This is a genomic window from Paenibacillus macerans (assembly GCF_900454495.1).
Lineage (GTDB): Bacteria > Bacillota > Bacilli > Paenibacillales > Paenibacillaceae > Fontibacillus > Fontibacillus macerans.
The window spans coordinates 1,379,823-1,401,804 of sequence record NZ_UGSI01000001.1 but is presented as its reverse complement, the minus strand read 5'-3'; the positions used below and the strand labels follow the sequence as shown (position 1 = coordinate 1,401,804).

Annotated in this window: 25 protein-coding genes; 17 read left to right on the top strand and 8 right to left on the bottom strand. The window is 52.0% G+C overall.

Going from position 1 to position 21,982, the window contains the following annotated elements; all coding sequences use genetic code 11:
• Nucleotides 1–264: 264 nt before the first annotated feature.
• From DYE26_RS06435 to DYE26_RS06420, 4 genes are all read left to right on the top strand, one after another.
• The gene (locus DYE26_RS06435; RefSeq protein ID WP_036623032.1) at nucleotides 265–1,233 is read left to right on the top strand and encodes a polysaccharide deacetylase family protein; all 969 of its coding nucleotides are present in this window, start codon (nucleotides 265–267) and stop codon (nucleotides 1,231–1,233) included.
• A 75-nt stretch (nucleotides 1,234–1,308) separates the two neighbouring features.
• A complete protein-coding gene (locus DYE26_RS06430) occupies nucleotides 1,309–2,604 on the top strand; it encodes a hypothetical protein (protein ID WP_036623031.1) in 1,296 nt (431 codons plus the stop codon).
• Between the two features lie 192 nt (nucleotides 2,605–2,796).
• Entirely contained in the window at nucleotides 2,797–2,988 is a 192-nt protein-coding gene (locus DYE26_RS06425; RefSeq protein WP_036623029.1) for a hypothetical protein, read from the top strand.
• Between the two features lie 202 nt (nucleotides 2,989–3,190).
• Nucleotides 3,191–3,610, top strand: coding sequence for a DUF2500 domain-containing protein (locus DYE26_RS06420; RefSeq protein WP_036623027.1), 420 nt, complete (start codon nucleotides 3,191–3,193; stop codon nucleotides 3,608–3,610).
• Between the two features lie 128 nt (nucleotides 3,611–3,738).
• Here the strand turns inward: DYE26_RS06420 and DYE26_RS06415 are convergent, their stop codons facing one another.
• Nucleotides 3,739–5,064 (bottom strand): phytoene desaturase family protein, encoded by a 1,326-nt coding sequence (locus DYE26_RS06415; protein WP_036623024.1) that lies wholly within the window; start codon nucleotides 5,062–5,064, stop codon nucleotides 3,739–3,741.
• Between the two features lie 269 nt (nucleotides 5,065–5,333).
• Here DYE26_RS06415 and DYE26_RS06410 point away from each other — a divergent pair, with 269 nt between their 5' ends.
• The 3 genes from DYE26_RS06410 to DYE26_RS06400 all read left to right on the top strand — a co-directional run bounded on the left by DYE26_RS06410 (nucleotide 5,334) and on the right by DYE26_RS06400 (nucleotide 7,857).
• The gene (locus DYE26_RS06410) at nucleotides 5,334–5,756 is read left to right on the top strand and encodes a cell wall hydrolase (RefSeq protein ID WP_036623023.1); all 423 of its coding nucleotides are present in this window, start codon (nucleotides 5,334–5,336) and stop codon (nucleotides 5,754–5,756) included.
• Nucleotides 5,757–5,818: 62 nt separating this feature from the next.
• A complete protein-coding gene (gene gerQ / locus DYE26_RS06405) occupies nucleotides 5,819–6,268 on the top strand; it encodes a spore coat protein GerQ (protein WP_036623022.1) in 450 nt (149 codons plus the stop codon).
• Between the two features lie 269 nt (nucleotides 6,269–6,537).
• Complete coding sequence (locus tag DYE26_RS06400; RefSeq protein WP_036623021.1) at nucleotides 6,538–7,857, top strand: hemolysin family protein; 1,320 nt, start codon at nucleotides 6,538–6,540, stop codon at nucleotides 7,855–7,857.
• Nucleotides 7,858–7,919: 62 nt separating this feature from the next.
• Here DYE26_RS06400 and DYE26_RS06395 read toward each other — a convergent pair whose 3' ends face one another.
• Nucleotides 7,920–8,498: an RNA polymerase sigma factor gene (locus DYE26_RS06395; protein WP_036623019.1), complete on the bottom strand. Its 579-nt coding sequence runs from the start codon at nucleotides 8,496–8,498 to the stop codon at nucleotides 7,920–7,922.
• 262 nt (nucleotides 8,499–8,760) lie between these two features.
• Between DYE26_RS06395 and DYE26_RS06390 the strand changes: the two genes are divergently transcribed.
• Complete coding sequence (locus tag DYE26_RS06390; RefSeq protein WP_036623017.1) at nucleotides 8,761–9,972, top strand: MFS transporter; 1,212 nt, start codon at nucleotides 8,761–8,763, stop codon at nucleotides 9,970–9,972.
• A gap of 81 nt (nucleotides 9,973–10,053) precedes the next feature.
• Here the strand turns inward: DYE26_RS06390 and DYE26_RS06385 are convergent, their stop codons facing one another.
• Both DYE26_RS06385 and DYE26_RS06380 read right to left on the bottom strand, forming a co-directional pair.
• Nucleotides 10,054–11,286 (bottom strand): aminopeptidase, encoded by a 1,233-nt coding sequence (locus tag DYE26_RS06385; protein WP_036623015.1) that lies wholly within the window; start codon nucleotides 11,284–11,286, stop codon nucleotides 10,054–10,056.
• Between the two features lie 89 nt (nucleotides 11,287–11,375).
• Complete coding sequence (locus DYE26_RS06380; RefSeq protein WP_036623013.1) at nucleotides 11,376–12,725, bottom strand: TrkH family potassium uptake protein; 1,350 nt, start codon at nucleotides 12,723–12,725, stop codon at nucleotides 11,376–11,378.
• A gap of 134 nt (nucleotides 12,726–12,859) precedes the next feature.
• Here DYE26_RS06380 and DYE26_RS06375 point away from each other — a divergent pair, with 134 nt between their 5' ends.
• The 3 genes from DYE26_RS06375 (at nucleotide 12,860) to DYE26_RS06365 (ending at nucleotide 14,824) form a co-directional block, all read left to right on the top strand.
• Nucleotides 12,860–13,132: a hypothetical protein gene (locus DYE26_RS06375; protein ID WP_036623012.1), complete on the top strand. Its 273-nt coding sequence runs from the start codon at nucleotides 12,860–12,862 to the stop codon at nucleotides 13,130–13,132.
• A 51-nt stretch (nucleotides 13,133–13,183) separates the two neighbouring features.
• Nucleotides 13,184–14,272 (top strand): AI-2E family transporter, encoded by a 1,089-nt coding sequence (locus DYE26_RS06370; RefSeq protein ID WP_036623011.1) that lies wholly within the window; start codon nucleotides 13,184–13,186, stop codon nucleotides 14,270–14,272.
• An 84-nt stretch (nucleotides 14,273–14,356) separates the two neighbouring features.
• On the top strand, nucleotides 14,357–14,824 hold the full coding sequence (locus DYE26_RS06365) for a hypothetical protein (RefSeq protein WP_036623009.1): 468 nt from the start codon (nucleotides 14,357–14,359) through the stop codon (nucleotides 14,822–14,824).
• 68 nt (nucleotides 14,825–14,892) lie between these two features.
• On the opposite strand, the gene trxA is transcribed toward DYE26_RS06365, so the two are convergent.
• Together trxA and DYE26_RS06355 are read right to left on the bottom strand one after the other, a co-directional pair.
• Nucleotides 14,893–15,234, bottom strand: a complete 342-nt coding sequence (gene trxA, locus DYE26_RS06360) for a thioredoxin (RefSeq protein ID WP_036623008.1) — start codon at nucleotides 15,232–15,234, stop codon at nucleotides 14,893–14,895.
• The gene (locus tag DYE26_RS06355; protein WP_036623006.1) at nucleotides 15,206–15,604 is read right to left on the bottom strand and encodes a MerR family transcriptional regulator; all 399 of its coding nucleotides are present in this window, start codon (nucleotides 15,602–15,604) and stop codon (nucleotides 15,206–15,208) included. The genes trxA and DYE26_RS06355 overlap by 29 nt, the downstream gene beginning before the upstream one ends.
• A 191-nt stretch (nucleotides 15,605–15,795) precedes the next feature.
• On the opposite strand from DYE26_RS06355, the gene DYE26_RS06350 reads away from it, so the two are divergent.
• Together DYE26_RS06350 and DYE26_RS06345 are read left to right on the top strand one after the other, a co-directional pair.
• On the top strand, nucleotides 15,796–16,284 hold the full coding sequence (locus tag DYE26_RS06350; protein WP_036623004.1) for a cysteine hydrolase family protein: 489 nt from the start codon (nucleotides 15,796–15,798) through the stop codon (nucleotides 16,282–16,284).
• A 71-nt stretch (nucleotides 16,285–16,355) separates the two neighbouring features.
• On the top strand, nucleotides 16,356–16,790 hold the full coding sequence (locus DYE26_RS06345; protein WP_036623003.1) for an Rrf2 family transcriptional regulator: 435 nt from the start codon (nucleotides 16,356–16,358) through the stop codon (nucleotides 16,788–16,790).
• Nucleotides 16,791–17,101: 311 nt separating this feature from the next.
• Here DYE26_RS06345 and DYE26_RS06340 read toward each other — a convergent pair whose 3' ends face one another.
• Nucleotides 17,102–18,016 (bottom strand): transposase, encoded by a 915-nt coding sequence (locus DYE26_RS06340; RefSeq protein ID WP_115311185.1) that lies wholly within the window; start codon nucleotides 18,014–18,016, stop codon nucleotides 17,102–17,104.
• A 463-nt stretch (nucleotides 18,017–18,479) separates the two neighbouring features.
• Between DYE26_RS06340 and DYE26_RS06330 the strand changes: the two genes are divergently transcribed.
• The 3 genes from DYE26_RS06330 to DYE26_RS06320 all read left to right on the top strand — a co-directional run bounded on the left by DYE26_RS06330 (nucleotide 18,480) and on the right by DYE26_RS06320 (nucleotide 20,915).
• Nucleotides 18,480–19,358 carry a VOC family protein gene (locus DYE26_RS06330; protein WP_036622996.1) on the top strand — a complete coding sequence of 293 codons (879 nt, stop codon included), beginning with the start codon at nucleotides 18,480–18,482 and terminating at the stop codon, nucleotides 19,356–19,358.
• Between the two features lie 76 nt (nucleotides 19,359–19,434).
• Nucleotides 19,435–20,022, top strand: coding sequence for a GNAT family N-acetyltransferase (locus DYE26_RS06325; RefSeq protein ID WP_172531694.1), 588 nt, complete (start codon nucleotides 19,435–19,437; stop codon nucleotides 20,020–20,022).
• 134 nt (nucleotides 20,023–20,156) lie between these two features.
• A complete protein-coding gene (locus DYE26_RS06320; RefSeq protein WP_036622995.1) occupies nucleotides 20,157–20,915 on the top strand; it encodes an SDR family oxidoreductase in 759 nt (252 codons plus the stop codon).
• Between the two features lie 62 nt (nucleotides 20,916–20,977).
• Here DYE26_RS06320 and DYE26_RS06315 read toward each other — a convergent pair whose 3' ends face one another.
• Nucleotides 20,978–21,553 (bottom strand): Rossmann-fold NAD(P)-binding domain-containing protein, encoded by a 576-nt coding sequence (locus DYE26_RS06315; RefSeq protein ID WP_124332127.1) that lies wholly within the window; start codon nucleotides 21,551–21,553, stop codon nucleotides 20,978–20,980.
• A 143-nt stretch (nucleotides 21,554–21,696) separates the two neighbouring features.
• Between DYE26_RS06315 and DYE26_RS06310 the strand changes: the two genes are divergently transcribed.
• On the top strand, nucleotides 21,697–21,966 hold the full coding sequence (locus DYE26_RS06310) for an ACT domain-containing protein (RefSeq protein ID WP_036622993.1): 270 nt from the start codon (nucleotides 21,697–21,699) through the stop codon (nucleotides 21,964–21,966).
• Nucleotides 21,967–21,982 lie beyond the last annotated feature (16 nt).

Genomic DNA, 21,982 nt, shown 5'->3' with positions numbered 1-21,982 from the left:
CATATCGCCCTAAACCGTATGTATCCATCCTCATTGTACATGAAATATCTTAAATTTGAAGAAAAATCTGCAGGATTATTGAAAGTTGATCTGTTTCTATGCATTTGCTGAACAAAAATTAACGTAATAATTATTGTGTTAACTAATGACATTAATTTATAAAATCTGTAATGACTTTGTAACCTTGGATTAACGATTCTGTAAGGACGAATTTCTCATTTTGTATTATGCTAGTAATAATGAAATGAGAGAGGAATTATTCATATGTCGTACATCAACAGAAGCACACAGAAGCATTCCACCCGCACCGCGCGCGCGAAGTCCAAGCGGAAAGCAAAAGGGGTTGCGGTTACCGCCGTGGCGCTTTCCGTCGTATCATTAACCTTGTCGGGATTTGCCGTATATTCGTATTTGAAGCAGCATACGGCAAGCTCAATCGTCAAACACTCCACAACGGCTGTCGTGTCCGCTAATCTGGCCGGCAAAAATGAAGGCACTGTCGTCCAGCCGTCGACAAAACCGGAGCCGTCGACACCGGCTGAAACAACTCCGCCTGCCGCCACTCCAACCGACTCAAAAGCTGCGAACTCTGAGCCTGTAAAACAGTCCGCCGTTAAGCAGCCGAAGGTGATCTATTTGACTTTCGACGATGGCCCTAGCAAACATACACAGGAAATCATGGACATTTTAGCCAGATATCAAATTCACGGCACCTTCTTTATGATCGGAAATCAGCTATCCGGCCATGAGCAAACCGTGAAGGATGCGGTTGAAGCCGGCAACTATGTCGGACTGCACAGTATGAGCCACAACAAGAAAAAAATTTATGAGAGCGGAAATTCGGATAACTTCATCAAAGAATTCAAGCAGGAACAAAAGCTGATGGCTAAGATCACCGGAGTTTCGCCAACGCTCATCCGGGCGCCGTACGGCAGCAAACCGGAGATCGGCGAGCAATTCCGCGGCGAAATCGCCGACGCGGGCTTTAAAATGTGGGATTGGACGGTCGATTCCCAGGATTGGCGGTATTCGGGCAACCCCAAGCGTATTTTGAAGGAGGTCAAGCGCCAGGTGCACCGGGATACCGAAGTGATTTTAATGCACGAAAAGGCGCAAACCGTGGAAATCCTTCCGGAGGTTATCGAATATTTGCAGAAAAAAGGGTACGCCTTTGCCGTTTACAAGCCCAATCACCATGTCAGCGTAAATTTTGCCAAAGATAAGCGGCTGTAATCCGGCCCCTGAAGGCTTCGGCCACGTTTATGATATAATAGTTATCAGCATGTGGTTGAAAGTGAGGTTGTCTTTTTGAAATTATGGCGTAATGTTATCGCGGTTTCGCTATCCGTTTGTCTACTGCTGACGGCTTGTACGTCCGAGCGGCCGCCGGAAGCGAATCAGGCGCAGCCGGAGCCGCCGGAAGAAAAAGGGCAGACGCTCACCGTCATTAATCCCTCTTCCTCCGAGAGTCTGAGAGCGGAAGCCGCCGTGCCCTCGGAGGATAAGAACAACCAATATCAAATTCAAACGCGACTAACCGATTTTCAGTTGCTAAGCACGACTACCGGGTTGGCCTGGGGGCGTACTCAAAGCGAGCTGAGACTTTATCTTACTCGAGACAACGGGCAGACCTGGACGAATATTTCCCCGGCCGCTTCGGTGCAGTTTCCAAGCACGCCGCGTTTCGGCAAAGACATTTTTTTTATCGATCCGATGCATGGCTGGATTGTACTTAATGCCTCCGGTCTGGATGACGCGATCGTCTTAAGAACGGATGACGGCGGCGTCACTTGGAAAGTCTCTTCATTTCCGGGAGCGGACCAGGTCGAGGGGATTTATTTTTCGAACGAGTCCGCAGGTTGGATATTGGCCAGCAAAACGAGCGAAACGGGAAGTATTGAAATCGTGCTATACGCGACGGACGACGGGGGAGCTACATTTGATCCGATTATGGGAGCTCCGGACCCGAACAGCTTTACGCTGGAGCGGCCGGCGAGCGCCGGTCTGGGGAAGGGGACCCCGGTATCGATGGCGTTCATTGATCGGTTTAGAGGCCTCGTCAGCGAGATTGAAGCAGGACAACCCGCCCTGTACACGACCGGGAACGGGGGCGAAACCTGGGCGAAAAAGAAAGGCTTTTTTGATCCGTCAAAGTTCAAGACTTGCGAGCGGTTTAGCATCGGCAATGTCTCTCTTTTCGAAGACGGCAGTTCAGCCTGGGTCCCAGTCGGCTGCACTCGCGATGAAGCCACCAAGTTTAACGGCTACTTTACCCAAGATGCCGGAGCCACCTGGACGATGGTTCCTTTCAATTTATTTTGGCAGACCGGGTTTAATGAGGAATTGACCCCTACCTTTTTGACGCGCAACGAAGGCTGGACGATTATGGGCTCGACCGCTTACTATACTTCGGATCAAGGAAATCATTGGACGCCATTACCGCGAAGCCCGAAACTGGTTGATATTATGGCCGATTATCCGGAAGTGGTGAAGCTGCAGTTCTTTTCCTCCAGAGTAGGCTGGCTGCTCGTGGCCAAAGAAGATCAGAAACGTTCGCTGCTGCTGCAGACCAGAGACGGGGGGACGAGCTGGCATGTGCTGTAAGTCTGTCCGCGCCTGGGGCAACGCGAATATTCAATAGGAAAAAGTATGGCGGCCCGGCCATGCTTTTTTATTTTACAGAGTTTGTGAAAATAATCACATAATAAAATCCGACATTGTGATATATTTAACTTGTAAGAGAAACAGCAGCAAACTGGAGCGGTGCTCCAAATTTGATGGCAGGAGTGAATAGTGATGAAAACGACGACGCAAGACACGGTAACCCGCAATTATCTCCAATTTTGCTACACCTGCGAAGACGCTCATTTATGCACGACCGAAGATGTGTGCCGGGCTTGCTGGGCGGAAAAGGGGCTTTTGGATAACGAACCTGAAGCCGACGGCGTCGAAGAAACCCGCCAATTGCTGTTTGAATATTATGCTTGATTCATTTTCGCCAGCAGGCAAGTATGACTAAACCTCCGGTTCGATTTAAGAGCCGGAGATTTTTTATGATTTTGTGGGACAAGGGTGTCATAATTTACGCTGCAGGTGAATAACAAGTTTTAAATTAAGCGGCATATACTTAGGAAAGAAAGGGGAGGGACAAAAGAAGCAGGCCATTGCCTCTATGGAAGGAGGGCGAACCATGCAGTCATGGGTGGAAATGTTTGAGATGATGGAAACCGCGCTGCCGATCCTGCTCGTTGTGCTCACGGCGATTGTTGTAATTTCATCGGCGGGAGGGGCATGGCGCTTTTTCGCCGGCAGCAGGCAGCCCGTACTCAGCGTAAATTCGGTGATCGTCGGGAAGCGGACGGAGGTTTCCCACCGCCATGATACCGAGACAGCGGTCAACCGTTCGGACACGAAATATTATGTTACGTTTGAGGTCGAGAGCGGCGATCGGCTGGAATTTGCCGTCAGTGGCTTGGAATACGGCCAATGCGCGGAAGGGGACGAAGGGAAGCTGACGTTTCAAGGCCGCCGTTACCAAAGCTTTGAACGGGTGCGGAAAACGCAGCGGACGGAAGTGGAGGGGTTCCGGAAATACCGCAGTACGCTTTAGCCTTTAAATCAGACGAGGAAAGGAAGTCGCCAGGTTGAACGGAAATACGTTAAATAAAAACAGAAGCAAACGGAGCGCCTTTAACTTAGGTACTCGCGTTCGCTTCTGTTTTTGTTTTTAAATCCCGATTAATGGGTATAAGCTTTGATTCGCACGTTATCCGCCAAAAGCGCCTGGGCTACCGTCCGCGCGCTGGAAAATGCGCGTTCGGCGAGTTCGCCTTTGCCTGTGCAGCCGTCGCCGCAGAAGTAAAACGGGACGCCGGCCAAGCGGTTGGGAAGCAGCTTGTTTGTGCAGATGTTTTTGACGCTGGCAACCATCGCTTTTTTGGAAACGCGTTTGACTTCGACAAAATCCCGCCAATTCGGGTAATACGTATCGAACAAGGCCTCCATCTGCGCGTTTTTTTGCTCCAGATACTGTTTCTTTTGTTCCTCATCCGCAAAGTCGTCATTCAAGTAGGCGATGCCCTGAAGCAGCTGGCCGTGCACCGGCGCAACCGTGAAGTCGGTCGCGGAAACGTCGCTGATGAATATTTTGTGATCCATGTCGCTAATGTAATGGAATGGACGGGCTACGACTTTTGAGAAGCCGACGTCATACACCAGCACCTCGGTAGGGGTGCAATCTTTGTACGGCTCAAGCGAAGCGGACCATGGCGAGTTTTCCAGCAGTTTGACGACCTGCTGTACCGGCATCGCAAAAACAACCTGATCGTATTCTAAACGCTCCCGCGTTTTGGTGCGCAGCACAAACTTTCCGTCTTCCATGACAATCGACTCGACCGGCTCCTTCACGGAGATTTCCCAGTTTTCGTTGCCGCGGATCTTGTCGACCAACTGGCCTGTGATCGTCGCCCAACTGCCGAGAATATAGCTTACCGGCCGCTGGGAAAGGAACAGGTTATGATAGTATTCGGCGATGACTTCACCGGGCACTTTCCTGGCTTCCTCCGGCGTTATGAAGAAATTGGAGCAGACCAGATGCGCCCACAGTTCTTTGACATCAGCTGAGGCGTGAGAATGCTCCAGATAGTCGCCCAACGTACGATGATGCTTCAACTGGTGGATGTTGCCGATGACCGCGGCGACCTCGCTGACGAATCGCACCTTCTCCATCGGCGTCAAAACCTCCGTCTTGACGATGTTGACAAAATCGAGCGGGGCGGCGGTCAACTGCCCGTGCTTGGCGTACATTACTTTGCGTTTATCGACCTGCTTGCTTTGAAATTTAAGGTCCAGCTCTTCTTCCATATGATGGAGCGTGTGTCTGTCGATTCCGTATACCGCATGCGCTCCGTAATTCAGCGTAAATCCCGATTTCTCATAAGTAAATGCCCGGCCGCCAAGCTGCGGACTCCGTTCAAACACCGTGCCTGCCGTCTCCTCGTTGCCCGATAAGTATGCCGCCGCCGTCAACCCGGCCAAGCCGCCGCCAATAATCGCGATTCTCATGTGGGGAACCTCCTAAAAGGTGTTGTGAAGCAAAACGCTTTATAAAGAAATCACCAAAACCATATAAAAAACATTTATTTACTTAACAGTATATGCTATTCGTGTAAGCGCGTCCATAGAAATAGCCACAAAATGTTCAATATTGTAATCGTATTCACAAGATGAATCCGCTTGCAGCTATTGACAAGGCTGTTTTTAGGGGATTAGACACCCGGATAGGCATTCGCACATACAATATAGCGTCAAGTAGGGAGGAAGGAGGGACGGGATTGGCGGTCATTAAAGCAAACTCGGAAGACGTCAAGCTGCTGGCGCGCCTTATGCGCGCGGAAGCGGAAGGCGAGGGGGAGCAAGGGATGCTGATGGTTGGGAACGTAGGCGTTAACCGGATACTGGGCAATTGCCTTGATTTTCAGAATATACGCCTAATGAAGCAAATGGTGTTTCAATCCCCAGGCGGCTTTGAAGCGACGCAAAAAGGATACTTCTACCAAAGGGCCCGCGATCGGGATATCCGTTTAGCCCGGAGGGTGATAGGCGGAGAGCGGATACGGCCAGCGTCCAATGCGCTGTGGTTCTTCAGGCCCGCCGGCAATTGCCCGGGGACCTGGTACAATCAGCAGAATACCGGGCGTTTCAAATCGCATTGCTTCTTTGCCCCCAGCGCGCAAAATTGCCCGGGCGTTTATTAAGCGTACTTAGGCACGGCTAAGAAAGTGAAACCTAAGCAAGTAAATTGAGGAGGAATCGATACATGTTTACCCAGTCTTACCGGCCGGCTGCCTATCCCGCCGGCTACAACACCGCTCCGGCCCAAACCGGGGGGGCGGGTTTTGCGGCTCCGATGGGAGGCGGGGCAGTCGTCCCGCCGCAAGTGCCGAGCGGCAGTCCGATGACGCCCGGCGGCACGGTAGTGCCTTCGGCCATTCCGACGTTTGAGCAATCCTACATTGAAAATATTTTACGCCTGAATCTGGGGAAAGTCGGCACCTTTTATATGACATACGAAAACAACCGGGAATGGAATGCCAAAATATTTAAAGGCGTTCTCGAAGCCGCCGGCCGCGACCATATCATTATCAGCGAACCGGCCACCGGCCGGCGGATCATTTTGCTCATGGTCAACCTTGACTTTGCCACGTTTGATGAACCTTTGTATTATCAATATCCCGGCACCATCGGCGCCCCGCCGCCTACAAGATGAGATTAGGGCCCCCTCGCGAAAGGGGGTTCTTTTCATTTTTGCGGCCGCCGCGCCGGTACCGGTGTCATACCGAAGCGTTTGACTGTGTAGTGTATAATAATATAATTAATAGTAATCATGGTTTATGCCGAAATATGCTGAAAGGGAGATGAATCCATTGGGAAGTTGACGCTGCTCCATATAGATGAAAAATACAAAATGATGTACAATTCCATACTGCGAAGGAGGTGCACCTATTCACCGCTGGATAGGCGGGAATAGGAAACGTATTGAGTGACCCTTTACCGAGTCTTCTGCATGTAGGACTGATGGTGCTGCTGGTATTGCTGAACGGATTTTTCGTGTCCGCCGAATTTGCGATCGTCAAGGTTCGAAGCTCCCGCATCGACGCGATGGTGGAGGAAGGGCGAAGGAGAGCCGCGATCGTAAAAAGGCATTTGGATCATCTGGACGGTTACTTATCGGCGTGCCAGGTGGGCATCACGCTCAGCTCGCTGGGGCTGGGGTGGCTGGGCGAGCCGGTTGTGGCCCGGCTGCTAAGCCCGCTGTTTGAACTGACGGGTCTGGGCGAAAGGCCGGTTTATCTCATCTCGTTAACGGTTGCTTTTATTCTCATCGCCGTCCTGCACATCGTTCTGGGAGAGCTCTCCCCGAAAACGATCGCCGTCCGCAAGGCGGAAACCATCACATTATGGTTTGCCTGGCCGATGCTGCTGTTTTACCGTATCATGTATCCGTTCATTTGGATTCTGAACCATCTGTCGTCCGGCCTCTTGCGTCTGTTTAAGATTTCGCCGGTTTCGGGGCAGGACTCCGTGCATACGGAGGAAGAAATCCGGGTCATGATGAAGGAAAGCAGCGAAAGCGGCTTGATCGACAGCACGGAGATGTCGCTTGTAGACAACATTTTTGAATTCGCCGATACGACGGCGCGGGAAATTATGATTCCCCGGACCGAAATGATTTGCCTTTATACCCAGCATTCGCTGGAGGAAAACCTGGAAATCGCCTTGGAAGGCACAAGAACCCGATATCCCGTATGTCATCGGGATAAGGACCATATTATCGGATTTATCCATATTAAAGATTTGATCCGCTCGAATACCCGGAATTTGCGCGACCTGATCCGGCCGATCATGGCGGTCCCGGAATCCATCCAAATCAGCGATTTGATGAAACGGATGCAGCGGGGAAGAACGCAGATCGCCATCTTGATCGACGAATACGGGGGAACCTCCGGCATGGTGACGCTTGAAGATATCGTCGAAGAAATCGTCGGCGAAATTCAAGATGAGTTCGACGAGGAACGTCCCGGAATCGAGCAGGTTGAACCGGGCGTCTATTCCGTGGACGGACTCATGCTGATCGAATCGATCAATGACCGGTTTGGTCTGGAACTCGACTCCGACGATTACGATACGATTGGCGGGTGGCTTTATTCCCGGATCGAGATTTTGCCGCCGCAGGTGGGCCAAACCGTGGAATACGGCGAATTTGTTTATGTGGTGGAAGAAACCGACAACAAGAGAATTTCACGCGTCAAATTAATCCGGCAGCAGCTTCAGCCGCTGGAAGAGGCCGGCGCATAACATACAGAAGGCTGCCCCTTAGGTCAACTTGACCTAAAGGGGCAGCCTCGTTTTGGTTCCGTTTACGTATGCCGGCTTCTTTCCCATTCGTTATATAGCTTTTTCTTGATGCCTTCCCGGGTGCGGAACAGCCGCTGCCGGACGATATTTTCGCAAACGCCCAGCTTATCGGCGATTTCCCTGTAGCTTAACCCCAGCCGCCAGCGGTATTCGACCATGATGCGGTACTCCGGCTTCAAGCGGCGCAAATACGTAACGATCGCTTCTTCCATCAGCTTCGTCTCTACCGAGTCCTCGACGGAGCCGTCTTTCCAGGAGGCGGCAGCCAACTCGCCGATGGCGGATGTCTGCTCCAAATTTTGCATATACTTTTTGTTCTTGCGCAGATAGGTGATCGCCATATTGCGGGATACTGTCCTTAGCCAAGCCCGCAAGCTCGCTTCCGCCTTAAAGACGGGCTTCTTCAGCATAACCTTCAGGAAGGCCTCCTGGATGATGTCCTCCGTGGCCTGATGATCCTTGACAATAAGATAGATGGTGCCGTATACCCATTCATAAAATGCTTCGTACACTTGTTTTTGCTCGTCCTCGTCCAACTCCGAATAATTGGCGGACAGCAGGCACTGCAACCGGTTTGGCATGCGTTCCCTCTCATCTCCGCTAAAAACGATTCTATGGTAACTCTATCGGATGCTCTAGTCATTCGGATGCTCTATTCATTTTACTCTATCAACCAATGATTAGGTACTATTTTCCATAAATAAAACAAACTTGTCATTTGTTCGTGATACGGATGACGCTGCCTAAGGGAATCGATTACAATAGAAAGGGTGTGTCAAAAATATAACCTGCTCCGTAAGGTTCGGGGCGGGGAGAGCATCGTAATGCACGGAGGGAGAGAACATGAAAAGATTAATCTGGCTGGGATGCTGGTCATACCTGCTGATCGGCCTAGCTCATGTCGTCGTCGGCTCTTTGATGCCTAATCTGCTGGAACAATACGGCAAAGATTACAGCGCGGGAGGCAGCCTTATTTTTGCTCAATTCGCCGGATTTTTGGTCGGCGTGCTGGTTTCGCCGCTGCTGCTGGCCAAATTCGGTAAAATTTACGGACTGTTGATTGCCACGGGGATGCTTTGCACTGCGGAGGTTTGCTATTCGCTGCTGCCGCCTTGGGAATGGATGTACGCCATCGGGGCCGTGGCGGGGTTTGGATTCGGGATGATCGAGGCGGTGATCGGCACGATCATTCTCGTTGCGGTGACGGAAGGCACTGCGGTCGCCATGAGCCGGCTGGAGGTGTTTTTCGGGCTGGGCGCGCTGTTGATGCCGGTGGCCGCGGGATTTTTCATCCGCGCGGAGGCGTGGCGGTTTTCGTTCCTGGTCGTGGCCGGTTTGGCGTTTATCATGCTGTTTGCCTGGGGCAGGGGAAACTTCGGCGAATTCCGCGGCGCGCTGTATGCCAAAGGGAAGCGGCAGGATAAGAAGGGAGGATGGCTGAAGCAGTACCAGGGGGCCCGGGGACTGCTGCTCGCCGTATTTATCGTGTTTTTCTTTTTTTACGTCGGCACCGAAATGAGCTTCGTCAACTTCCTGCCGTCGCTGCTGATCGAGAAGCTGGGGCTTGATAAACCAACTGCGGCGTTCAGCGTCACGCTGTTTTGGATCGCGATGACCTGCGGCCGTCTGGTCGCCGGCATCATTGCAGAAAAAATCTCCTACAGCCGTTATGTGCTCTGGAGCTGCATCGTCAGCTTTGCGCTGATTGCGCTGTTTTCCTTGACCGGGGGGAAGGTCGTTACATATATCCTCATATTGCTGTTTGGTCTGTTTATGTCCGGGCTGTTTTCGATCGCGCTCGTATTTGCCAATAAGCTGCTGGTCGGAGCCGAGGAGTCGACGCCAAGCCTGCTGATCGCATCCGGGGGAGTAGGGGGAGCCGTTCTGCCGTTGATCATGGGGAAAACGATGGATCTGGGCGGTGCTTACGCCTCGTCCTGGCTGCTGGCCGGCTTTCTGATGCTGCTCGCGCTGCTGAGCATCTTCGCCGTGTTCATTCAGCGAAGCCGGGGCAGCGCGCTGGCCGCCGCCGTATCGGCCGAAAGCAACGGGTAGCGTTTCGCACAAAAAAAAGCAGCCGTCATCCGGAATCCGATTCCAGGTGGCGGCTGCTTTGTACTTATTGGCGGTGATCAATCAAAAAGCCCAGTTGCCTTTGGCGAAAATCGGTTCTTCCTTGCCGTCCTCCGCAATCCCGAAAATGTCCATCTCGGCCGAGCCGACCATAAAGTCTTCGTGCGCCAAGCTGGAATTCAGGCCGCGCTGCTCCAGCTCTTCCTTGGACATCGATTTTCCTCCCTCCAGATTGAAGGCATACGCGTTGCCGATCGCCAAATGATTGGAGGCATTTTCGTCGAACAGCGTGTTGTAAAACAGAATGCCGGACTGAGAAATCGGGGAGCTGTGCGGCACCAAGGCCACCTCGCCCAGATAATGGGAGCCTTCGTCCAGCTCGACCAGCTGCTTCAATACGTCCTGGCCGACTTCCGCCTTGTAATCGACGATCCGGCCGTTTTCGAACGTCAGCGAAAAGCGGTCCACGATCGTGCCGCGATAGCTTAACGGCTTGGTGCTGGACACGGTTCCGTTGACGCCGGTTTTCAGCGGAGCGGTGAACACTTCCTCGGTGGGCAGGTTGGCCAAAAACGTATGCCCTTTGGCGTTAATGCTTTCGGCGGCAACCCAGAGATGGCCTTCCGGCAGCTCGATCGTCAGATCGGTCCCGGGAGCTATGTAATGAAGCTTCTTATATTTTTTGGCGTTTAAATAATTGGACTTCTGCTTCAGATTGGCGATATGCTCTTCCCAGGCCGCGATCGGATCAAGACGGTCCAGACGGACGGTGCGGAAAATGGCTTCCCAAAGCGCGTCGATCTGCTGCTCCGCGGGAAGATCCGGGAACACTTTGGCCGCCCAGGCCTTGGAAGGGACGGCAACGATCGACCAGCTGAATTTATCGGACATTTGCATTTCCCGATATTTGCTCATCGCCTTGCCGTAAGTTTTCTGGTGATTGGTTAACCGCTGTGTGGACACGCCGCTGAGCAAATCGGGGTCCGAGGACATGACATGCAGGACGGCAGCGCCGTTTTCCACGTACTCGAGCATCTCTCCCGCATACCATTTCGGTTCGTCCAGGAAAGATTCCTCAGCAGCCATATCGTATCTCAGGCGGGTAACCGTGTCGTCGCTCCAGTTGACTTTGACGAACCGGGCCCCGGTTTCATAGGCTTTCTTCACGATCAGCCGCACCAGCTCGGCGGAATCGATCGCACAGTTGATGATCAAAGTTTGGCCTTGTTGAATGTTTACGCCGACCTTTACGGCCAGCTCAGCGTATTTTTCCAATTTTGTTTGAAAATCTGACATGGATTAGCCTCCGTTTTTTACAATTTGGTTATTGTTTTATCATACATCATTCTTCAAGATTTTAGTAATAAACCGGGTCCCAGGCCGCTTTAGCCGATAATTATTTTCCCTTCGGGGTAACGCAGCAGCTCTTTTTTCGATTTCGACGTGAACGCATATGCGAGCGTAAGCGGCCCGATCCGTCCCAGGAACATAACGGCGCAAAGAATCCATTTGCTGATGTTTCTGAGCTCGGGGGTTAAGTCCAGGCTTAAGCCGGCGGTCGCAAATGCGGACGTCGCCTCGAACAGCAGCGGCAAAAAGGCATGGTCTTCCAGCGCGGAGAGCGCCATCCCCACAAAAACGACGAGAAACATGGCCAGCCAGGTTTGGGTGATCGCTTTGATGATCGATTCTTTGGATAAACGCTCGCGGAAAAAGACGATATCTTCCTTGCCGCGAATCATGGCGTAAATGGCTCCCAGCAAAATGGCGAATACCGTCACCTTGATTCCGCCGCCCGTAGAACCCGGCGCCGCGCCGATGAACATCAGCAGAATAAGCAAAAATTGGCTGGACTGCTCCATATCCGACACGCTAACGGTGCTGAGCCCCCCGGATCTCGCACTGACGGAATGAAAAAAGGCGGCCATGGTCCGGTTCGTCCAGCTCATCGGCTGCAGCGTATGCGGATTGGAGGATTCGATGGCGAGCATAGTCAGCGCCCCGACCACCGTCAGGATCAGAGTCATGGTCAGCACGACCTTGGAATGCAGGGTCAGCCGGCGCGTACGGCGGTAGCTGACCAAGTCGGAAATGACGATAAAGCCGATTCCGCCAAGAACAATGAGCGCCATAACGACGATATTGACAAACGGATCGCCGGCGTATTCCGCCAGCCCGCTGAACGGGCCGTGGATTTTTCCGAACAAATCAAACCCGGCGTTGTTAAAGATCGACACACTGTGAAACACGCCAAAGTAGAGGGCCTGGCCCAAAGGCATGTCCCGAAAAAATCTCGCGGCCAGGAGCAGCGCGCCGACGAACTCGATGCTGAAGGTATAGACGCAAATTTTAATGATTAACTGCAGCAGTCCTCCGATCGCATTGTAGTTCAGCGTTTCCTGCAGAACGAGACGGTCGCGCAAGGAAATGCGGCGATTAAAAGCGAGCGAGATCAGCGTGCCGATGGTCGTAAAACCTAAACCTCCGATCTGGACCAGCAGCAGGATCACGATTTGACCGAACAGCGAAAACTGCGTTCCCGTATCCACAACGGCCAGTCCGGTTACACAGGTGGCCGAGGTCGCCGTAAAAAAGGCGTCCGTCAGCCCCAGTTTTTTGCCTCCGGCCGAAGCCGGTCCCAGCGAAAGGAGAAAAGCGCCGATCGTGATCGTGAGCGCAAATCCGAAGGTCAGCACTTTTGCGGGAGACAGCATGTTTTTTTTGCGTTTAGACATGGAATCCACCTTTACTCTTGTTGTACCGAATACCGATATTGATCTTGCCATAAAACATGGTACGATATTGCAGTAAGGTTGTACAGGCATTACACAAGACAAAAAATGCGAATCCGGGTAAAGGAGTACTAATGATGGAAGAATTAACGATTGTGGAAGCCCAAATGAAGAGACAGGAGGACGGATCCTACATTGGCAAAACCGTCTTTCAAGTAAGCTCCCATAAAGCGGGATATGAAATCGCCTTTTACAGCAAGGACGGAGGAGATTGGGATTACAGTCTGCATTATGCGAGCGAACCCGGCATTGAAGAGCAGTTCATGGCTGTAGACACAAGAATCGAAGAGGATGACGAATGGTTCGATGCGCTTCTCGATGCCGCTTGGGATACGTTGGCGGAGGAATGAGATTGGCCGTGTACGCACGATCTTCCCACAAGAGAGGAGGGGACAACTTCTATGATGCAGCATCCTTTTTATCGCACTTCGCTGGGGATTATCATGCTGCTGACGATCATTTATTTGCTGTCCAAGGTCAGTTTCATTTTTAATCCTTTCGTCACCCTGGTGCAGATTCTCATCGTCCCCTTGACGATTTCCGGGTTCCTTTACTATTTGCTGCGCCCAATCGTGCAATTTCTGGAGCGGAAAAAATGGAACCGGGTGCTGTCGATTCTGTTGATCTACCTTCTTTTTGCCGGAGTGGTTACGATCTTTTTTATGGTCGTTTGGCCGCCGCTGCAAAAGCAGCTGTTCGAGTTCATGAACAACGTTCCGAAACTCATGGCCAGCTTGCAGGAGCAAATGAACGAAATCCGCCGCAGCCGGTATTTTTCGTTTGTTACAAGCGAAGGCAGTCCGGAAGTGATGAACAAGGTGACCGAATACCTCAATTCCGCGTTGAATACGGTCAGCGGATACGTATCGCATGTGTTTAGCTTTTTGAACAATTTTGTGATCATCGTGGGGACCGTACCGATTTTTCTGTATTACATGCTGAAACAAGACGATAGGGTAACGCCTTCTTTGGTGCGGATGCTTCCGGTCCGTTACCGGATCGACGGCGAGCAGGTGATCCATGAGGTCGACAATATGCTGAAGGGGTTCATCGCCGGCCGGATGATCAGCGCCATGCTGCTGGCCGTTATGGGTTTCATCGGCTTTTGGCTGATCGGTTTGCCGTACCCGCTGCTGCTGGCCATCGTCATGGCCCTGTTTAACTTTATTCCTTATTTTGGCGCGCTGCTCGGCGCCATCCCTTGCGTTATCGTCGCGTTTACCGTTTCGCCGTCAATGGTGCTTTGGGTCATCATCATCGTCGTTGCCGCCCAACAGATCGAAGGCAATTTGATTTCTCCGTATATTTATGGGAAAACGATCAACATTCATCCGCTAACTACGATCGTGCTGTTGTTGATCGCCGGCGATTTCATGGGCATCCTGGGCATGATCCTGGCCATACCGCTTTATATGACGCTTAAAATTATCGTGATCAAGGCTTACCGGCTGTACATCGCCCAAAAGGTAGACAAGCTGCCGGAAGCGTGATGAATATCATATCTCCAGATGCCCTGCATGCGAGATGATTTTAGCGTAACCAAACGATCATTATTTAGCTCGGGGGATGAGAGTATGGCAGTAACTGCCAAGTCCGGGAAGTATTTTTACGCGTGGAGCAGAATACTTGCCGACGGATCGTTTTACCTGCCGGATCAAGCCCTGCAGGAGTATGGTATTCATCCGGATTCCCAGATCATTTTAATGACGGGACGCAACACGGTCCGGGGCTTCAGCGTGGTATGCAAGGAAATGATCGCAAATTCGCCGCTGGCGGCCGTCTTCGCCAGCATTCCCCAGCTTCGGCAACTTGCCGTTCCCGAGGGGGAGACGATTACGTTTAAAGAACGGACATTCTGTTGGGTTCATTTGAACTGTAACCGCTATTTTACGCTGCCGCCCGGGACGTGGGAGCAATTCGGCCTGAAGCCGGGGGATCGGCTGCTCAGTTTGCGGGCGACGCATTTGGCGTTTAACAACTTATTGGAAGGTCCGTTCATCGAGCAAGCCAAACAAATCCCTGATCTGACCGCCTACGGATAAAAAGCTGCCGCCTTGCCCCTTCTTGAACGAGGGAGCAGGGCGGCAGCTTTTTGCGGTTGGTTTGTCGTTTATTGTACCTGGCCCGCGTACCCACGGTATTTGCGGATCAGTTCCCGGTACGCGTCTTTGGGTCTTAAGCCGATGAGCTTCTCCACTGGCTCTCCGCCGCGGAAGAAGATAACCGTAGGCATCGACATGATTCCGTATTGCGATGCCAGTTCCGGATGATCGTCGCAGTTTACTTGGAGCAGGGGAACGGCTCCTTGAAATTCCTCGTGCAGCTCTTCCAGAATCGGCGAGAGCACCTTGCACGGAGGGCACCACGGAGCGTCAAAGTCGGCGAGCACCAATTCCGCGGCCGCACTTTCCCGGTTGAATTCGTTAGCATCGGCGATCCGTCTGATCGTCATATTCCATCATCTCCATTTCGGGATTTTCTTCTAAAATGTAGTGAATCCGTTCTTCCAGATTTGACTTGATCGTTTGCAGCAGCTCAATTTGCTCGGTAATCTCCTTCAACTTGCTGCGGTACACCGGCATAATCTCCCGGCAAAACGCTTCTTTGCTTGTCATTACGCATTGCAGAAAACCGGCGATTTCCTGCGTGGTCAGGCCGAGGCTCAAATAAAACTGAATCGTTTTTACCTGCTCGGCGGTCAAGCTGTGATAGTCGCGATATCCGTTGTTTAGCCGATTTGAGGTGATTAGCCCTTGCTCCTCGTAATATCTAAGAGAACGGATGCTGACGCCGGTCGCCTTCGACAATTCTCCAATTTTCATAAAACCTAACCTCACCTGCCTTCCGGATTCATTATAAACCCTGACACTAATGTGAGGGTCAATAGGTTGGCCGTTATTTTTCGCCAGAGACGAGAAGGATGTTTTGGCAAGGCTTAATCTTGGGCCCGGAAGTGTGTATAATGAAAGGAATGATTGACCCCAAAATGAGCGTTTGACGAGGAGGCACGCCAATGAAACCGGCTTTATTAATCATCGACATGCAGAAAGGGCTTTTGACTGATCCGCGGCTGCAAAGCGAGCTGTCCGTAGCTAGCGAGTATATTAACGCCGTGGCCGACTTATTCCGGGACACTGGCAGACCGGTCGTGGTGGTGCAGGATACGGAAATGGGCGAGCATTCGCCCGGATTTGAGGTGACTCCGGAAATTAGGCTTGACGATTCGGATCTCCGCATTTCGAAGGAATGGAACAACGCCTTTTGGAAAACCGATTTGGAGCAGCTGCTGCGGGATAAGGAAACCGACTTTGTCGTCGTCTGCGGATTTGCCGCGGAACATTGCGTAACCTTTACGTTTAACGGCGCCCGGGAGAGGGGCTTTGGGGCGGCGATCCTGCAAAAAGGCATTCTCGGCGAACATCCGGATGCAGTGTCCGGCGTATACCAGGACCGCAGTTTGATCAGCTATGCCGTTATCCATGCTTTGTTGAAAAATCAATGACTATGATTATTGACACCCCGGTCAATTTGTAACTAATATTGTTACTGACGCTTGAAAAGGGGGATACACGCTTGACGATCAGCTCCAGATTTTCCGTGGCCATTCACATTTTGTCCCTGCTTGAAATCAATAAGGACGGGGTTAGTACATCGGAGTATATCTCCGGCAGCGTGAATACGAATCCGGTCGTTATTCGCCGTATTATGAGCATGTTGAATAAAGCCGGGCTGGTGGAAGTTCGCCCCGGCGTGGCCGGCACCAAGCTGTCCCGCAAGCTGTGCGACATTACGCTGCTCGATATTTACCGCGCGGTGCATGTCGTGGAGGAGGATGGGTTGTTTGCGGTACACGATCATCCCAACCCGGATTGCCCGGTCGGCCGGAATATTCAGTCTGCGATCGAGCCGATCTTCTCCATGGCGCAAAAAGCGCTGGAGAAAACGTTGGAAGCCGTGACGCTGCAGGATATCGTCGAGGATATTTCCGCAAAAACGCCGGTGGTGTAAGTGCAAACTGAATCAACATCCGCTGTCCGACGCTTTGCACGATTATCCCGTTTGATCAGGAAGCAGCGAAGAAGATAAATTCAGGAGAAAGAGATATATTGGGGAAAGGATACTTTTGGGATCGGTAGATATGTTTTGAGAAGCAGACCTGTTCTAGATCAATAGATAGGTTTGGGAGAAGGAGGTTTAGGAGAAGTAAAGCAGGCCTGACGAGAGGGATGGGGCAAGACACCGAAAAAAATGAAAAGACCGTGATCTTGCCGCAGCCTGGATCCGTTTGCAGCAACGTCTGAAACGTTCAAGCACTTCTATCAGGCCGCAGCCTCAAGGGGCTGATGCGGTTGGCGCGCGATCAGCCGGCGGTAGGGAAGCACCGGCACCGCTACACACATCTGCAACAACTTCTGCCGCATCGTTTCTTCCGCTCCGAGCCGGCTTCCTTGCAGGCGCAGCCGGCGGCGTCCGGTGTATTCGTTTAGATACGCCTGCAGATGCTTCAGTTCCAAGGCTCCATACGTACTCTTCAGCGATTCCCACGCCTCTCTCACCACTTTCCGCAAGGGCGCATACAGCCGAAAGGCCTGAGGGAACAGCTGTACCGCCGATGTACGGACATCCACATGCCCATTGATGAACGCGGTTAGATCGTGACGGTCTGCCCTTTTTTCGCCTCCCCGCTTATGCGGCACCAGGCGGATTTTAACCTGCTCCGGCTCGCCCGACTCCGTGACCGTGCATCCCGCTACGACCGCCGAGGCGTACGGATGCGAAAGCTGACACCTGGACGGATTACGCCCATACTGATCGCTGTTCACCTTCACGTCTCCGGAGAGCAGCTCCCGGGCATCGAACTCCCCCACGGCATGACGTATTTTGTGCAGCACTAACCAGGCGGTTTTGTAGGCGACACGGATCTCCTTGCGCAGCCGCAGCGCTGAGATGCCGCCCTCAAGCAGGAATAACTCCAGGGCCTGGAACCACTTCACCAAGGGGAGATGCGTTCCTTCAAAAATCGTGCCGACCAAAGGCGATGTTTGATGCTTGCACTTTCCGCACTCGAACAAGGGGATATGCCGGGAGGTCAGACGGCTGCACCGGGTGTGAGCGCAGCGCGGGCAGACAAAGCCGCTGGGCCACTTCATCGCGATTAGCGCTTCCATGCAGTCCTGCTCGCTGTTAAAACGGCTGCTGAATGATTGAAGTTCCGTGCCCGCATTGATCTCCATGTTTACTCTCCCCCGAATTAAGAATATACGAACATTAGTTCCATTTATTTCATTATACCAAACACACGTTCCCTTATCAAGCCGAAAATCTCACCTAAACCGCCTCATTTTTCCCCCCTTTCTTTTTCTTCACGCTTTTTTTGGAACCCTTGCTCTGGCCCCAATCCCTGCTCCTTAACGAAGGGGATAATCGTGCAAAGGTAGGCAGCAGGCAGGAACACCGAGACACGAACGTTATCAACGCAAGAAAAACTACCGCTAAACGGCCTGGCTTCTTTGAAAATACGCTGGCAGACGTTTTTTATATGCGCAGCCAAAACCGGCAAGTATTCGTTGACACACGGTTCACCTGTAACTATACTGATTACATAACTATCATGTAACCAAACCGGTTACACTATATTGCATGAAATAGAGCATTTCGTATCCACACCAATCTTTGCGTATAGGAGGAATTTACATTTTGTCTGAGCACGTATCCATTCATCCCGCTGCCCGGATCGGCAGCGTCTATCTTAAAGTTCGCGATCTGGACCGGTCGGTGGCCTTTTATCGGGAAGTGATCGGCCTGAGCGTACTGAAGCAAAACGGAAACGTAGCCGAACTCACGGCCGACGGGAAAACACCGCTGTTGTACCTGGAAGCTAACGGGCAGTATCGGGTTATGCCGGAACGGTCGGTTTCCGGGCTGTACCATTTCGCGATCCTGGTACCGGATCGGACCGCGCTTGGCTTGGCGCTGCGCAATCTGATCAAATACCGAATTCCCGTTGGACAGGGGGATCACCTGGTGAGCGAAGCGTTATATTTAAACGATCCGGACCAAAACGGCATTGAAATCTACGCCGATCGGCCGCGCGACACCTGGCGGCGTGACGAAAGCGGCGAATATATCATGTCGACTGATCCGGTGGACGTGGATGGTTTGCTTGCCGTTTCGGAAGGAGCCGAGTGGAGGGGACTTCCGCCGGCAACGCAGATCGGCCATGTTCATTTTCATGTCGGCGATTTGCGCGAGGCGGAGCGGTTTTACTGCCAAATTCTCGGCTTTGAAATTACCGCCCATTACGGCGGGGCGGCGCTGTTTGTGTCCGCCGGCGGATACCATCATCATATCGGCCTGAATACCTGGGCCGGCGTCGGAGCTCCCCCGTCGCCGGAGGACGCGGTCGGGCTGCGTTATTTCGCGGCGGTGCTGCCGGACCTTGCGGCCCTAGGGGCCGTGGAAAGCCGGTTGGCGAATGCCAAAGCGGCCTATGAACGGGACGAGCAAGGGCGGGAAATCAGACTTACCGATCCGTTCGGCATCGGCATTAAACTAGTGATTGACCAGGCCGAATGATTTGACTCTTTCAATTGGCAAGGCTTCTCACCTATAATATTATACGATGCAATGTTATAGGAAAGGAGCGGTTGCCGTGAAGCTGTTCCCCCAGCTGGAGACGGAAAGATTTATTTTGCGCAAATTGACCGCGGAAGATGCCGGGGATTTGTTCCAGTATTTTTCCAATGACGAGGTTACGAAATATTACGACTTGGATCGGTTTGATAGTCTCCGGCAGGCCGAAGAGCTGATCCAAAACTGGAACATCCGGTATTTGGAGCGCCGCGGGTTTCGCTGGGCGATCACGGTCAAATCGGAAGGGGACCGGGTCATCGGTACATGCGGCTTCCATAACTGGTCTCAAGAGCACTATAAGGCGGAAATCGGCTACGAGCTGGATCCGGAATATTGGCGACAGGGCGTGATGAGCGAGGTGCTGCAGGAAATTTTGCGCTTTGGCTTTGAGGATTTGGGCTTAAACCGGATTGAAGCCTTTATCGACCCGGACAATATTCGTTCCAGATACCTGCTCGAGAAGATCGGTTTTCATGAAGAGGGCTATTTGAAGGAATGTTTCTTCGAGAAAAATCAATTTGTTGACGCCGTTCTGTTTGCTTTGCTGAACAAGCAGTACCTGGCCAGGCTTGAGCAATTTCATGGCAAACTTTTTAAAACTCCATAATAGAAATGAAAAAGAGATTTGCTCCGCGAAGGAGCAAGTCTCTTTTTTGCTGATGGAAATGCCCATGGAATGGGTATCATAATAATGATTGAAAACATTTAAAATTTTAATAGTACGATTGGAGGAAACGCGCTTTGAAATTGGAGAACAAAGCAGTCATCGTAACGGGAGCCGCATCGGGAATGGGCAGAGAAATCGCACTGCTGTTTGCCAAAGAAGGCGCCAAGGTCATGGTCTCGGATTTGAATTTGGAGGGCGCGAACGCCACGGTTGAACGGATTACAGCCGCAGGCGGGACGGCTCAAGCGGTGAAAACAAACGTCGCCGTGGAAGAAGACATTCAGCAGTTGGTGGATGCGACCGTTAAAGCTTTCGGCACGGTTGATATTTTGGTGAACAATGCGGGGATCATGGATAATTTCGAGCCGGCCGGCGACATCACGGATGAGCAGTGGGAGCGGGTGTTTGCCGTCAATACGACAAGCGTAATGCGTGCAACCCGGAAAGTGCTGCCGATCTTCTTGGAAAAGGAAAGCGGCGTGATCGTCAACGTTGCTTCCGCCGGAGGGTTGTACGGAGCACGTGCAGGCGCGGCGTACACCGCTTCCAAACATGCCGTGATTGGATTTACCAAAAACACCGGGTTCATGTACGCTCAAAAAGGCATCCGCTGCAATGCGATCGCTCCGGGCGGCGTGGAAACGAATATCGGGGCTTCGATGACCAATATCAATCCGTTTGGCGCTTCCAGACAACAGCTTGGCATGGCTATTAATCCGCGATTAGGCAGCGCCGAGGAAATCGCCAAAGTGGCGTTGTTCCTCGCTTCCGACGATTCCAGCTTTGTGAACGGCACCGTCATCACCGCGGATGCCGGGTGGACCGCCTATTAAGCGTGTTAAGCAAGCCTCCTGATCCGGGAATGGAAAAGGAGGCTTGCTCTGTTAGCCGGTCTTCATTCACTTTTAAGATATTCCCGCTCATAAACCGTTTTGACCTTGTTCAGCACCTGTTGCGCGAATTCGGTGTAATTTAATTCTTTAACTTGGCCTTTTTCCAAATACACGCCGGCAAGATCGCGGTATGGTCCAAACGCTCCGTCGTACAACCGCCCTGCCCCGTAAGACGGCGGCTGGAAAAACAGCTTCATCATCGGTTTCACATACCATGGCAAACCGGATTTTTTGCTTTTTCGCGCGGTGTTGTTGCTGCCTGGGTCGACGCTGCGGATTTTGATTCCTTCCTTGGCGAACTCCGGAGCTGCGGCCTGCGTCCAAAGCGACAATGCCAGCTTGGAAGTGGCGTAAGAACCCAACAGCTTGCGGAACGTTTTCGGGCGGTCCGGCGAATCCGCATCGAACGGCTTCGCCATATTTGTCACGGCGGACGAGGTGTTGATCACCGTTTTGTGGCGGCCGTTTTTTAAATGCTCCTGCAACTCCATCAAAATAATATAGGGAGCGACCGTCATCAACTCATAATGGAGCTCGCGCCCCTGTGCGGAGAAGAGCAGCTTGGTGTTTGCAACCATCCGCGAAAGCCCGTCAGGGGGAGTTTTTTTGCGGATTTTTTCATTGAAGATTCCGCTATCTTTTGCCATAATAAGCGAAGCGGTTAAGCGGTTGGACCCGGCGCAGAAGCGGCGGATTCATAAATCAAAGGAGGGAACGCCGTATGAAAGGAATCATTACGGTTGTCGGGAAGGACAAAGTCGGCATTATTGCGAAGGTATGTACATATTTGGCGGATCATAACGTCAACATTCTGGATATATCGCAGACCATCATTCAAGGGTATTTCAACATGATGATGATCGTGGACATTTCGGCGCCGTCGAAATCGTTTGAGCTTCTCGTCGAAGACCTGCAGCAGTTGGGGACGTCCATCGGCGTGGAAATCAAGCTGCAGCATGAGGATATTTTCAATATCATGCATCGCATCTAAGGAACGGGAAGGGGAG